The organism is Pseudomonas sp. MLB6B, from assembly GCF_054508135.1.
The window spans coordinates 417,396-431,045 of the sequence record NZ_CP199313.1 but is presented as its reverse complement, the minus strand read 5'-3'; the positions used below and the strand labels follow the sequence as shown (position 1 = coordinate 431,045).

At 61.6% G+C, this 13,650-nt stretch carries 11 protein-coding genes; 8 read left to right on the top strand and 3 right to left on the bottom strand.

The window, feature by feature from the left end; translation table 11 throughout:
- Nucleotides 1-63 precede the first annotated feature (63 nt).
- The 6 genes from ACSMEV_RS01735 to purU all read left to right on the top strand — a co-directional run bounded on the left by ACSMEV_RS01735 (nt 64) and on the right by purU (nt 7,617).
- Nucleotides 64-1,317 carry a serine hydroxymethyltransferase gene (locus ACSMEV_RS01735; protein ID WP_459207000.1) on the top strand — a complete coding sequence of 418 codons (1,254 nt, stop codon included), beginning with the start codon at nt 64-66 and terminating at the stop codon, nt 1,315-1,317.
- Nucleotides 1,318-1,331: 14 nt separating this feature from the next.
- Entirely contained in the window at nt 1,332-2,582 is a 1,251-nt protein-coding gene (locus tag ACSMEV_RS01730) for a sarcosine oxidase subunit beta family protein (RefSeq protein ID WP_296266392.1), read from the top strand.
- 16 nt (nt 2,583-2,598) lie between these two features.
- Nucleotides 2,599-2,934: a sarcosine oxidase subunit delta gene (locus ACSMEV_RS01725; protein WP_459206999.1), complete on the top strand. Its 336-nt coding sequence runs from the start codon at nt 2,599-2,601 to the stop codon at nt 2,932-2,934.
- Nucleotides 2,931-5,948 carry a sarcosine oxidase subunit alpha gene (locus ACSMEV_RS01720; RefSeq protein WP_459206998.1) on the top strand — a complete coding sequence of 1,006 codons (3,018 nt, stop codon included), beginning with the start codon at nt 2,931-2,933 and terminating at the stop codon, nt 5,946-5,948. The genes ACSMEV_RS01725 and ACSMEV_RS01720 overlap by 4 nt, the downstream gene beginning before the upstream one ends.
- Before the next feature lie 167 nt (nt 5,949-6,115).
- The gene (locus ACSMEV_RS01715) at nt 6,116-6,748 is read left to right on the top strand and encodes a sarcosine oxidase subunit gamma (protein WP_459206997.1); all 633 of its coding nucleotides are present in this window, start codon (nt 6,116-6,118) and stop codon (nt 6,746-6,748) included.
- A gap of 11 nt (nt 6,749-6,759) precedes the next feature.
- The gene (purU, locus tag ACSMEV_RS01710) at nt 6,760-7,617 is read left to right on the top strand and encodes a formyltetrahydrofolate deformylase (RefSeq protein WP_459206996.1); all 858 of its coding nucleotides are present in this window, start codon (nt 6,760-6,762) and stop codon (nt 7,615-7,617) included.
- Nucleotides 7,618-7,689: 72 nt separating this feature from the next.
- Here purU and ACSMEV_RS01705 read toward each other — a convergent pair whose 3' ends face one another.
- On the bottom strand, nt 7,690-8,691 hold the full coding sequence (locus ACSMEV_RS01705) for an RHS repeat-associated core domain-containing protein (protein ID WP_459206995.1): 1,002 nt from the start codon (nt 8,689-8,691) through the stop codon (nt 7,690-7,692).
- A gap of 276 nt (nt 8,692-8,967) precedes the next feature.
- On the opposite strand from ACSMEV_RS01705, the gene fdhA reads away from it, so the two are divergent.
- Nucleotides 8,968-10,167 (top strand): formaldehyde dehydrogenase, glutathione-independent, encoded by a 1,200-nt coding sequence (gene fdhA / locus ACSMEV_RS01700; protein WP_459206994.1) that lies wholly within the window; start codon nt 8,968-8,970, stop codon nt 10,165-10,167.
- A 419-nt stretch (nt 10,168-10,586) separates the two neighbouring features.
- Here fdhA and ACSMEV_RS01695 read toward each other — a convergent pair whose 3' ends face one another.
- Together ACSMEV_RS01695 and ACSMEV_RS01690 are read right to left on the bottom strand one after the other, a co-directional pair.
- Nucleotides 10,587-11,519 carry an RHS repeat-associated core domain-containing protein gene (locus tag ACSMEV_RS01695; RefSeq protein WP_459206993.1) on the bottom strand — a complete coding sequence of 311 codons (933 nt, stop codon included), beginning with the start codon at nt 11,517-11,519 and terminating at the stop codon, nt 10,587-10,589.
- A 542-nt stretch (nt 11,520-12,061) separates the two neighbouring features.
- A complete protein-coding gene (locus tag ACSMEV_RS01690; RefSeq protein ID WP_459206992.1) occupies nt 12,062-12,949 on the bottom strand; it encodes an acyltransferase in 888 nt (295 codons plus the stop codon).
- 180 nt (nt 12,950-13,129) lie between these two features.
- Here ACSMEV_RS01690 and rloA2 point away from each other — a divergent pair, with 180 nt between their 5' ends.
- A complete protein-coding gene (gene rloA2, locus ACSMEV_RS01685) occupies nt 13,130-13,630 on the top strand; it encodes a retropepsin-like aspartic peptidase RloA2 (RefSeq protein ID WP_459206991.1) in 501 nt (166 codons plus the stop codon).
- The last annotated feature ends 20 nt before the right edge of the window (nt 13,631-13,650 follow it).

The window sequence follows — 13,650 nt, the reverse complement described above, 5'->3', positions numbered from 1 at the left end:
CCATCGCCACAAAGGGTCATTGAACCCACAAGACAAAAAACGATCGCTGCCGGGAGATACACGATGTTCAGCAAGCAAGACCAGATCCAGGGTTACGACGATGCGCTGCTGGCGGCGATGGATGCCGAGGAGCAGCGTCAGGAAGACCATATCGAGCTGATCGCCTCGGAAAACTACACCAGCAAACGCGTGATGCAGGCCCAGGGCAGCGGTCTGACCAACAAGTACGCCGAAGGCTATCCGGGCAAGCGCTACTACGGCGGTTGCGAGCACGTCGACAAGGTCGAGGCGCTGGCCATCGAGCGCGCCAAGCAGCTGTTCGGCGCCGACTACGCCAACGTCCAACCGCATTCGGGTTCTTCGGCCAACAGCGCCGTGTACCTGGCCCTGTTGCAGGCCGGCGACACCATCCTGGGCATGAGCCTGGCCCACGGCGGCCACCTGACCCACGGCGCCAAGGTCTCGTCCTCGGGCAAGCTGTACAACGCCGTGCAGTACGGCATCGACACCACCACCGGCCTGATCGACTACGACGAAGTCGAGCGCCTGGCCGTCGAGCACAAGCCGAAGATGATCGTCGCCGGCTTCTCGGCCTATTCGAAAACCCTCGACTTCCCACGCTTCCGCGCCATCGCCGACAAGGTCGGTGCGCTGCTGTTCGTCGACATGGCCCACGTGGCCGGCTTGGTCGCCGCAGGCCTGTACCCCAACCCGATTCCGTTCGCCGACGTGGTCACCACCACCACCCACAAGACCTTGCGCGGTCCACGTGGCGGCCTGATCCTGGCCAAGGCCAACGAAGAGATCGAGAAGAAGCTCAACGCCGCCGTATTCCCGGGCGCCCAGGGCGGCCCGCTGATGCACGTCATCGCCGGCAAGGCGGTGTGTTTCAAGGAAGCGCTGGAGCCAGGCTTCAAGGCTTACCAGCAGCAAGTGATCGACAACGCCCAGGCCATGGCCAAGGTGTTCGTCGAGCGTGGCTACGACGTGGTCTCCGGCGGCACCGACAACCACCTGTTCCTGGTCAGCCTGATCCGTCAGGGCCTGACCGGCAAAGACGCCGACGCCGCCCTGGGCCGCGCCCACATCACCGTCAACAAGAACGCCGTACCCAACGATCCGCAATCGCCGTTCGTGACCTCGGGCCTGCGCATCGGCACCCCGGCCGTCACCACACGTGGCTTCAAGGTCGCCGAATGCGTGCGCCTGGCCGGCTGGATCTGCGACATCCTCGACCACCTGGGGGACGCAGACATCGAAGCCGACGTGGCCAAGCGCGTCTCCGACCTGTGCGCCGATTTCCCGGTCTACCGCTGAGGGAGCAAGACACCATGAAACGTTACTCAGGCTTCGGCCTCTTCAAGCACTCCCTCAGCCACCACGAAAACTGGCAGCGCATGTGGCGCACGCCGACCCCTAAAAAGGTCTACGACGTGGTCATCGTCGGCGGTGGCGGGCACGGCCTGGCGACCGCCTACTACCTGGCCAAGGAACACGGCATCACCAACGTGGCGGTGATCGAGAAGGGCTACCTGGGCGGCGGCAACACCGCCCGTAACACCACCATCGTGCGCTCCAACTACCTCTGGGACGAATCGGCCAAGCTCTACGAACACGCCATGAAGCTGTGGGAAGGCCTGTCGCAGGACATCAACTACAACGTGATGTTCTCCCAGCGCGGCGTCTACAACCTGTGCCACACCCTGCAGGACATCCGCGATTCCGAGCGCCGGGTCAACGCCAACCGCCTCAACGGCGTGGACGGCGAGCTGCTCAACACCGAACAGGTCGCGGCCGAGATTCCGTACCTGGACTGCTCGAAGAACACCCGTTACCCGATCCTCGGCGCGACCATCCAGCGCCGTGGCGGCGTGGCCCGTCACGACGCCGTCGCCTGGGGCTATGCCCGCGCCGCCGACGCCCTGGGCGTCGACCTGATCCAGCAGACCGAAGTGATCGGCTTCCGCAAGGAGAACGGCGCGGTGATCGGCGTGGAAACCAACAAAGGCTTCATCGGCGCCAAGCGCGTCGGCGTGGTTACCGCCGGTAACTCCGGGCACATGGCCAAGCTGGCCGGCTTCCGCCTGCCGCTCGAATCGCACCCGCTGCAAGCGCTGGTCTCCGAGCCGATCAAGCCCATCATCGACAGCGTGATCATGTCCAACGCCGTGCATGGCTACATCAGCCAGTCCGACAAGGGCGACCTGGTGATCGGTGCCGGTATCGACAGCTGGGTCGGCTACGGCCAGCGCGGGTCGTATCCGGTGATCGAACACACCATGCAGGCGATCGTGGAGATGTTCCCGATCCTCTCGCGCGTGCGCATGAACCGGCAGTGGGGCGGCATCGTCGACACCTGCCCGGACGCCTGCCCGATCATCTCCAAGACCCCGGTCAAGAACCTGTTCTTCAACTGCGGTTGGGGCACCGGCGGCTTCAAGGCGACCCCCGGCTCGGGCAACGTCTTCGCCGCGAGCCTGGCCAAAGGCGAGATGCACCCGCTGGCCAAGCCGTTCTCCATCGACCGTTTCTACAACGGCGCGCTGATCGACGAACACGGCGCTGCGGCCGTCGCCCACTAATTCGGAGACAACCTTCATGTTGCACATTTTCTGTCCCCATTGCGGCGAGCTGCGCTCCGAGGAAGAGTTCCACCCGGCCGGCCAGGCGCACATCGCCCGCCCGCTCGACCCCAACGCCTGCACCGACGAGGAGTGGGGCACCTACATGTTCTTCCGCGACAACTTCCGCGGCATCCACCATGAACTGTGGGACCACGTCGCGGGCTGTCGCCAGTACTTCAACATGACCCGCGACACCGAGACCTACGAGATCCTGGAAACCTACAAGATCGGCGAACAGCCCAAGGTGACCGCGCGCGAACACACACCCGCGAAATCGGCGGCCGTCAACGAACGGGGAGAAAACGCATGAGCCAGACCTATCGCCTCTCCAGCGGTGGCCGCGTCGACCGCAGCAAGGTGCTGAACTTCACCTTCAACGGCAAGAGCTACCAGGGCTACGCCGGCGACAGCCTGGCCGCCGCGCTGCTGGCCAACGGCGTCGACATCGTCGGCCGCAGCTTCAAGTACTCGCGTCCGCGCGGCATCATCGCCGCCGGCACCGAAGAGCCGAACGCCATCCTGCAACTGGGTTCGAGCGAAGCCACCCAGGTGCCCAACGTGCGCGCCACGCAACAGGCGCTGTACGCGGGCCTGGTCGCCACCAGCACCAACGGCTGGCCGAACGTCAACAACGACATGATGGGCATTCTGGGCAAGGTCGGCGGCAGCATGATGCCGCCGGGCTTCTACTACAAAACCTTCATGTACCCCAAATCCTTCTGGATGACCTACGAGAAGTACATCCGCAAGGCCGCGGGCCTGGGCCGTTCGCCATTGCAGAACGACCCGGACAGCTACGACTACATGAACCAGCATTGCGACGTGCTGATCGTCGGCGCCGGCCCGGCTGGCCTGGCCGCCGCCCTGGCCGCCGCGCGCAGCGGTGCCCGGGTGATCCTCGCCGACGAGCAGGAAGAATTCGGCGGCAGCCTGCTCGACAGCCGCGAGACCCTCGACGGCAAGCCTGCCAGCGAATGGGTCGCCAGCGTCGTCGCCGAGCTGCAAGGCCTGCCCGACGTCACCTTGCTGCCACGCGCCACGGTTAACGGCTACCACGACCACAACTTCCTGACCATCCATGAGCGTCTGACCGACCACCTCGGCGACCGCGCGCCGATCGGTCAGGTGCGCCAGCGCGTCCATCGCGTGCGTGCCAAGCGCGTGGTGCTCGCCACCGGCGCCCACGAGCGTCCGCTGGTCTACGGCAACAACGATGTGCCGGGCAACATGCTCGCCGGCGCCATCTCGGTCTACGTGCGCCGTTACGGCGTGGCGCCCGGCCGCAAGCTGGTGCTGTCGACCACCAACGACTACGCCTACCGCGCCGCGCTGGATTGGCACGACGCCGGCCTGCAAGTGGTGGCCATCGCCGATGCGCGCCACAACCCACGCGGTTCGCTGGTCGAGGAAGCGCGCGCCAAGGGCATCCGCATCCTCACCTCCAGCGCCATCATCGAGGCCAAGGGCACCAAGCACGTCACCGGTGCGCGTGTCGCCGCCATCGATGTGGCGGGCTACAAAGTGACCAGCCCAGGCGAATGGCTCGAATGCGACCTGATCGGCACTTCCGGCGGCTACAGCCCGGTGGTCCACCTGGCCTCGCACCTGGGCGGCCGCCCGGTGTGGCGTGAAGACATCCTTGGCTTCGTGCCGGGCGACGCGCCGCAAAAGCGTGTGTGCGTCGGCGGCATCAACGGCGTGTACCCGCTGGGCGACGCCCTGGCCGACGGCTTCGAAGGCGGCGTGCGCGCGGCCAGCGAAGCCGGCTTCCAGCCCACCACCGGCAGCCTGCCGAACACCGTGACGCGCACCGAAGAGGCCGGCGTGGCCCTGTTCCAGGTGCCCCACGACAAGACCACCGCCCGTGCGCCCAAGCAGTTCGTCGACCAGCAGAACGACGTCACCGCCGCCGCCATCGAGCTGGCCACCCGCGAAGGCTTCGAGTCGGTCGAGCACGTCAAGCGCTACACCGCGCTGGGCTTCGGCACCGACCAGGGCAAGTTGGGCAACGTCAACGGCCTGGCCATCGCCGCCCGTTCGATCGGTGTGACCATCCCGCAGATGGGCACCACCATGTTCCGCCCCAACTACACGCCGGTGACCTTCGGCGCGGTGGCGGGCCGCCACTGTGGGCACATCTTCGAGCCGGTGCGCTTCACCGCGCTGCACGCCTGGCATGTGAAGAACAACGCCGAGTTCGAAGACGTCGGCCAGTGGAAGCGTCCGTGGTACTTCCCCAAGCCGGGCGAAGACCTGCACCGCGCCGTGGAGCGCGAGTGCAAGGCGGTGCGCGCCAGCGTCGGCCTGCTCGACGCCTCGACCCTGGGCAAGATCGACATCCAGGGCCCGGACGCCCGCGAGTTCCTCAACCGCGTGTACACCAACGCCTGGACCAAGCTCGACGTGGGCAAGGCCCGCTACGGCCTGATGTGCAAGGAAGACGGCATGGTCTTCGACGACGGCGTCACCGCCTGCGTCGCCGACAACCACTTCATCATGACCACCACCACCGGCGGCGCCGCCCGTGTGCTGCAGTGGCTGGAGCTGTACCACCAGACCGAATGGCCGGACCTGAAGGTGTACTTCACCTCCGTGACCGACCACTGGGCCACCATGACGCTGTCCGGCCCCAACAGCCGCAAGCTGCTGGCCGAACTGACCGACATCGACCTGGACAAGGACGCCTTCCCGTTCATGACCTGGAAGGAAGGCAACGTCGGCGGCGTACCGGCGCGGGTGTTCCGCATCTCGTTCACCGGCGAGCTGTCGTACGAAGTCAACGTGCAGGCCAACTACGCCATGGGCGTGTTGGAGCAGATCGTCGAGGCGGGCAAGAAGTACAACCTGACCCCGTACGGCACCGAGACCATGCACGTGCTGCGCGCCGAGAAGGGCTTCATCATCGTCGGTCAGGACACCGACGGTTCGATGAACCCGGACGACCTCAACATGAGCTGGTGCGTGGGCCGCAACAAGCCGTTCCCCTGGATCGGTCTGCGCGGCATGAACCGCGAAGACTGCCTGCGCGAAGACCGCAAGCAGCTGGTGGGCCTCAAGCCGGTGGACCCGAAGGTCTGGCTGCCCGAAGGCGCTCAGCTGGTCAACGACCCGAACCAACCGATCCCGATGGACATGGTCGGCCACGTGACCTCCAGCTATGCGTTCAACTCCCTGGGCTATTCGTTCGCCATGGGTGTGGTCAAGGGCGGTCTCAAGCGCATGGGCGAGCGGGTCTACTCCCCGCAGGCCGATGGCAGCGTGATCGAGGCGGAAATCGTGTCTTCGGTGTTCTTCGATCCGAAGGGTGAACAGCAGAACGTCTAAGCCCCGGATCGTAGGTTGTGCGGACCTGACACACCGCCCTGTAGGAGCGGCTTTAGCCGCGAAGCTCTTCGCGGCTGAACCGGTACGCCGGCCGGCCGCTCCCACAGGGGTAGTAGAGGTCGGCTCCCGCATCGCAAGCGCACCCCAGAATTCAAGGCAGGTAACCCATGAGCGCCATCAACGTTTTCGAGCAAAACCCCAGCGGCTCCGCCAAGGCCGAGTCGCCGCTGCATCACGCCGACCTGCGCAGCCTGGTCGGCAAGGGCCGGCAGAACGCCGGCGTGACCCTGCGTGAACGCAAGTTCCTCGGTCACCTGACCCTTCGCGGCGACGGCCATGACGCCGCCTTCGCCAGCGCCGTGCAGACGGCCGTCGGCCTCGAGCTGCCCGGCCCTTTGAAAGTGGTCTCCAGCGGCGACACGTCGCTGCAATGGATGGGCCCGGACGAGTGGCTGCTGATCGTGCCGCAAGGCGAGGAAGTGGCCTTCGAACAGAAGCTGCGCGACGCCGCCGCCGGCCTGCACATCCAGGTGGTCAACGTCAGCGGCGGGCAGAGCCTGCTGGAACTGCACGGCCCGAACGTGCGCGACGTGTTGAAGAAATCGACCAGCTACGACGTGCACCCGAACAACTTCCCGGTCGGCAAGGGTGTGGGCACCGTGTTCGCCAAGTCGCAACTGGTGATCCGCCGCACCGGCGAGGAGAGCTGGGAACTGGTGATCCGTCGCAGCTTCGCCGACTACTGGTGGATGTGGCTGCAAGACGCCTCGTCCGAGTACGGTCTGGCCATCGAAGCCTAAGGGGAACGCGCATGAGTCGGGCACCGGACACCTGGATCCTCACCGCCGACTGCCCGAGCATGCTCGGCACCGTCGATGTCGTCACCCGTCACCTGTTCGAGCAACGTTGTTACGTGACCGAGCACCATTCCTTCGACGATCGGCTGTCGGGGCGCTTCTTCATCCGCGTCGAATTCCGCCAGCCGGACGGCTTCGACGAAGCGGCATTCCGCGCAGGCCTGGCCGAGCGTAGCGAAGGCTTCGGCATGGCCTTCGAGCTGACGGCGCCCGACCACCGCCCCAAGGTGGTGATCATGGTGTCCAAGGCCGACCACTGCCTGAACGACCTGCTGTATCGCCAGCGCATCGGCCAATTGGGCATGGACATCGTCGCGGTGGTGTCCAACCACCCCGACCTCGAACACCTGGCGCAGTGGCACAAGATTCCCTACCACCACTTCGCCCTCGACCCCAAGGACAAACCCGGGCAAGAGCGCAAGGTGCTGCAGGTGATCGAAGAGACCGGCGCCGAGCTGGTGGTGCTCGCGCGCTACATGCAGGTGCTGTCGCCCGAGCTGTGCCGACGGCTGGACGGTTGGGCGATCAACATCCACCACTCGCTGCTGCCCGGCTTCAAGGGGGCCAAGCCGTATCACCAGGCCTACAACAAAGGCGTGAAGATGGTCGGCGCCACGGCGCACTACATCAATAACGACCTGGACGAAGGGCCGATCATCACCCAGGGCGTGGAGGTGGTGGACCACACGCACTACCCCGAAGATTTGATCGCCAAAGGGCGCGACATCGAGTGCCAGACCTTGGCCCGGGCCGTGGGGTATCACATCGAGCGGCGGGTGTTCTTGAATGCCAATCGGACGGTGGTGCTCTAGCTGCCTATGGCGGTCTCTCCCTCAAGGTCGACCCGGGTTCCGCTCGGAGCGGTACTTCGACGGTGCTGGTTTTCAAGAAGGTCTCTGCGGACGCAGGGTGGATCTGTACTCGGTCGGGCTATGTTTGCGGCTGTAAAAGCCACTGCCGCGAACGCCCAGCGCAGCTTGCACGAAATGTTCGGGCCGGCGCACCGTAGCAGGACTGCCTGTTGGACTTGTGGGGGGCGTCGAGTCTCTACTTGTGGGCTCGGAATGCAGGTCCGAGACTAACTGAGACTGCTCTTGTTTCGGTACAGGCACCGAGCGGAACGTATTGCGGGAAGCCGTGTATTCCTGTTCAAGTCCAGCCAAGGACGCGAGCGATTTGGTGTTCGAGAGAGGCGACCGTGCGCCAGGTTGTTCGAGGCGAGCACTAGATGAAAGCAATGCGGAATCTGAGAGGCTTCGTTTCAAGGGCTTTAATAATGAAGTCACTTGCGTAGAACCTTGCCCATTTCCTCTCGATGACGTGCCCGACGGCATCATGCCAATAGGTGAGGCAGACGCTGGCTTAGGCTTTATTTCCCTTGCCATATTTGCGTTGAACATGAAGGTTTGCCCATCTGGAAGCACCATACGTTTCATCCTTCCAGTGGGATCGACGTAATTGACAGGGTCCCCCTCGCAGTAGCAATACACGTTCAACCCACCTGCCGCGAATGGGCTCAAGCGGTCGGGCGTGTTGAATCGCATCCTCGCCGGATTGAACAAGCGATGGCCTTGACCCAGCGCGTATCCAAGGTGCTGGGCAAGCAACGTTTCGCCATTGAAACCCAAGGGCGGCATGGCGGACGGTAGTTTCGTGTCATAGCCATAAGGCAAATATGCGTAAGTCTCGTTGCGGCCATCACGCAGGGTTCGCAATACCGTGCTCTTGCCATCGACGGCCAGCAGACCTGCTGTCGGCTGAGCGGAGCTTCGTTCAGCCAGAAGTACGCCTGCAGCCCGTAAGATTGCGCGCTCGTCGTTGCCATGCTTGACCGTGACAAGCTCGGTGGCGCGGTAAAAATAAAGCAAATGGCTCGCTGTCGTCATGATTCGTGCTCTGCGCTTTGCATGAATGGGGTTTTCACCCTCCATTTTGAATAGCCACGTTGATCTTGCTACTGGCAAAACTGAGAGCGCGCAAAAAGGGCCTGCCGCTAAAAGACATCTCTTCGTCGCTTCCAGTCAGGGCACAGCGTTCCGACAAGACCACAATCATTGCCAGTTCAAAGGGCTGCCTGGCCCTGTCGTTCCAGCGACACCTGCCGTCCATGAATGGCGGCGCTACCCAACGCGACATAAGTACAAATCAAGCGAGGTATGAGCATGTCTGGTAACCGCGGAGTGGTGTACATCGAGCCTGGCAAGGTCGAAGTACGGACGATCGACTACCCCAAGATGCAAGATCCCCGTGGCAGAAAGATCAACCACGGCGTAATCCTCAAGGTGGTCTCCACCAATATCTGCGGCTCCGACCAGCACATGGTGCGCGGCCGTACGACCGCACAGCTCGGCCTGGTGCTGGGCCATGAAATCACCGGTGAAGTGATCGAGAAGGGCAGCGACGTCGAGCGTCTGCAGATCGGCGATCTGGTGTCGGTGCCGTTCAACGTCGCCTGCGGCCGCTGCCGCTCGTGCAAGGAACAGCACACCGGCGTCTGCCTGACCGTCAACCCGGCGCGCCCAGGTGGTGCCTATGGTTACGTCGACATGGGCGACTGGACCGGTGGCCAGGCCGAGTACGTACTGGTGCCCTATGCCGACTTCAACCTTTTGAAACTGCCGAACCGCGACAAGGCCATGGAAAAGATCCGTGACCTGACCTGCCTGTCCGACATCCTGCCGACCGGCTACCACGGCGCTGTCACTGCAGGTGTCGGCCCAGGCAGCACCGTCTACGTAGCCGGTGCCGGCCCGGTCGGCCTGGCTGCTGCCGCTTCGGCACGCCTATTGGGTGCCGCCTGCGTCATCGTTGGTGACCTCAACCAGGCACGTCTGGCGCACGCCAAGTCGCAAGGCTTCGAAGTGGTCGACCTGTCCAAGGACACCCCACTGCACGAGCAGATCGTCGACATCCTCGGCGAGCCTGAAGTGGATTGCGCGGTCGATGCCGTTGGCTTCGAAGCCCGTGGCCACGGCCACGAGGGCGCTAAGCACGAAGCGCCGGCCACCGTGCTCAACTCGCTGATGCAGGTGACTCGCGTTGCTGGCAGCATCGGTATCCCGGGCCTGTACGTGACCGAAGACCCAGGCGCGTCAGATGCCGCCGCCAAGATCGGTGCCTTGAGCATCCGTTTCGGTCTGGGCTGGGCCAAGTCGCACAGCTTCCACACCGGCCAGACCCCGACCATGAAGTACAACCGCCAGCTGATGCAGGCGATCATGTGGGATCGCATCAATATCGCCGAGGTGGTCGGCGTGCAGGTCATCAACCTGGACCAGGCGCCGCAAGGGTATGGCGAGTTCGATGCAGGCGTACCGAAGAAATTCGTGATCGATCCGCACAAGATGTGGGGCGCGGCTTGATACCGTGATGTAGCGAAAAGCCCCTCGTAGCGAGGGGCTTTTTTTGGAGGTCTGTCCTGGATGTGGATCGCAAGGGTCGAGCTTCATGGTCAAGATCGTACGCTGTGCAAAGCCAACTGCATTCCTCTTCGCTTACTACTGTCCGGTTGCAATGCCAGCGACATCGACTATGCCCAATTCTTCCTCGGTGGCGCCCACCGCCTAACCGTTCGCGGCTGTACACGCAAACTTTGCAATGGCTTCTTAAAATGGCTTTTCATGCGAAGTGCTCAAGGTAGGAAGTGGGCAAGGGACCACAGAAATCACGGCGCCTGTAGTGGATGAGATAGCGTTGCGCTTAGTGGCTTCATACTCCAAACGCTCCAATGAGCTGCTGCTGATTTGGAATGGATTTTAAAATGCTAGGCTTAATCAGAGTTTTAGGGTCGACTGAAGACAGGGTAGCCTGCTCTAAGTAGAGCTGCGTCCAATTTCCGAATTGGTTCTTTTGGAGGGGAGGTATTATAGAGGTAGCCAGGCTTGATCACCCTTGCTTCTACATAGTTAAATACGCGCATGGATACGCCAGGAAGGGAGTTGGCCAGTCTTAGGCTGGGATCCGCACGGCGATGGATTATCAACCTAAATTTTTCTATTCTTTTGATGGCAAGGCTTTCGGAGGTGCTTTGTGCGAATTGGTTCATAGAACGCGATGTAAGAGAAAGTGCGGTGATGTCTCGGGGTTTCAGATATTCCATTATTTTTTCCATAGGATAGGTCATCTTTCCCCTGCTAAAGTCACCTAGACCTGCATCAAACGACTCAGCCACAGGCTGAGCCACAAGCTGAGCCATAGGCTGAGCCACAGGCTCAAGAAATTCCATTCTTTTAGAGTTAGACATCTCACCCTTTTTTTTGAATCGACGGCCCGACATGTGGCCAGTGGGATCGCTGCGATTGATGGGGTCACCTGCGCAATAGGCATACGTGCTGATACCACCCTTGCCAAAGGGCGACCAACTATCAGGTGAACAAAAACGCATCAACGCAGGCGAGTAGAAACGATAGTTGCCTAATGAGTATAAGCCGTGCAAGTCCATCCATTCGCGATTAAAGCCAAAAAGCGTATTGGACGAGGGAAGCGTGCAAGCGTTGCCATAGGGCGAATAATTATGCTTTTCGTCGGCCACGTCGTCCTTCGCAACAGTTACAGAGCCTGCGGAGTCCGTTGCCAGTAGGTGGCTAGCGTTTTCTATGCCTGTTAGGACTTCGGCGAGTGGCGCTCGGCTGTATTCAAATATCGACCGGCCTTGTGAATCATCTTTAATCGTTGTGATTCGACCATTGCGACAGAAAATGCGGTTTGAGTTCATGAGGGTATCCTGATGTTGAGGCGTTCTAACATAGCTGTCGATCCGTCGCAGAGCTCATGGCCTCGCTTGGGCGGGTCACGACAAGGAGCAAACGGTCCAATATAGCCATTGGCTTCAAATGGTTAATTGTAATCACAAACACCTGCGCACCGGACATGCGAGGTCCGTCATCATAGAGTGCTTCTGCCGTTGAGCCAGGTGAGTCCGGGTAATTCCTAGTACTTGAACCGAACCAATATCCAACTCGATAGAGGCACCCCCAGTAAGTCTTGAATCGCTATTTCTTTGCATTGTCGATGATTGCTGAGGCTTGCTCACATGCTGCAATACTCAAACAATTTCATACCGCTGACGCGTTTGTCGCTGTTTGGAAGGATTATTGCCGATTTGAATATGAACAATGTCCTGCCTTATTGGGAGGGCGCCTGACGTTATCCCCTTTACACCACGACTGGCGCTTTCTGGAAAAAGGTTATGAACATTTTACCCGCCTGGCAACTGACATAATTACCAGGTCTTTCCTAGGTCGTCAGAGCCCTCTCTCATTTGAGCTCATCCCGCAGCCTGCCAATGCGCGCGTCTTTTTCTTGCCACAACTGGTTTACCCACGCCTGTATCTGCCGACGAAAAACAGGATCGCCTTCATAGTCCCCCGACCACAACGCCGGCTCGAGGGACCGCACTTGAATGTCCACGATCACCTGCGCGATGTTGCCGCTCAGCAGATCCCAAAATCCAGGCGCCTTCCCCTCTGGATACACGATCGTCACATCCAACAACGCATCCAGCTGCTTTCCCATTGCCGCCAACACGAACGCCACGCCCCCCGCCTTGGGCTTAAGCAAGTACCGATAAGGCGAGCCTTGCTCCGCATGCTTGGCCGCCGTAAACCGCGTCCCTTCCAGATAATTCACCACGTTCACCGACTGACGCTTGTACAACGCGCACGCCGCCTTGGTGATTTCCAAGTCCTTGCCCCTCAGCTCCGGGTGTTTTTCCAAAAACGCCTTGCTGTACCGCTTCATGAACGGATAGTCCAACCCCCACCAAGCCAACCCCAACAACGGCACCCAGATCAGCTCTTTCTTCAGGAAGAACTTGAAAAACGGCGTGCGCCGATTCAGCGTTTCCATCAGCGCCGGAATGTCCACCCAGCTCTGGTGATTGCTGATGGTCAGATACGACGTATCGCGCCGCAGGTTTTCCGCGCCGCGGATGTCCCACTGGGTAGGCACGCAGGCCGCAAAGATGCGCTTGTCGATCTCGGCCCAGGTCTCGGCCACCCACATCACGCCAGCGGAGGCGTAATCGCGATAGCGGCCCTTGAGCACCAGCTTGATCAGCGCGCAGATCAGCAGCGGTACGATCATCACAACGGTGTTGAGCAGCAGCAGAAGGGCGACACAGGTGCCGGTCAGCAGGCGACGCATAAGTGAACCTTGTTGTAGGAAAGTGGCAGTGCGCAATGATAAGCAGCGCTGTGCCATCCGCCAAATGCGCAGCGAGGGTCATGGTCAGCAAATATTTCAGACTATGTTTTTGCCAAGGACGTGCCGAACCTCTAAGGTCTCGGCACTCTAAGCCTGCAACCCTTCAAGGAAGCCTGCCCCGTGAAACCACTGCTCGCCCTGTTGTCGCTGGTGGCCCTGCCAGCGTTCGCCGCCGACCCCACCCTGTACGGCCGCTACGAGAACATCACCGTGTCGGACATCGGCCAGACCTTCAAAGCCAAGATGGACACCGGCGCCTACACCGCGTCCCTGTCGGCCAAAGATATCGAGCGTTTCACCCGCGATGGCGAGCAATGGGTGCGCTTCCGTCTGGCCACCGAGGATGCCGACGGCAAGGTCTACGAGCATAAGGTCGCGCGCATCAGCAAGATCAAGAACCGCGCCGAAGAAGACAGCGAAGGCGATTCGCCCGAGACGTCGAGCCGCCCGGTGGTCGACCTGGAGCTGTGCCTGGGCGATGTGAAGCGCACGGTCGAGGTCAACCTGGTCGACCGCAGCAGCTTCAACTATCCGTTGCTGATCGGGGCCAAGGCTTTGCGCGAGTTCAAGGCGGCGATCAACCCGGCCGAGAAATACACCGCCGGCAAGCCGAGCTGCTGACCCTACCGAGCTGCACGTGC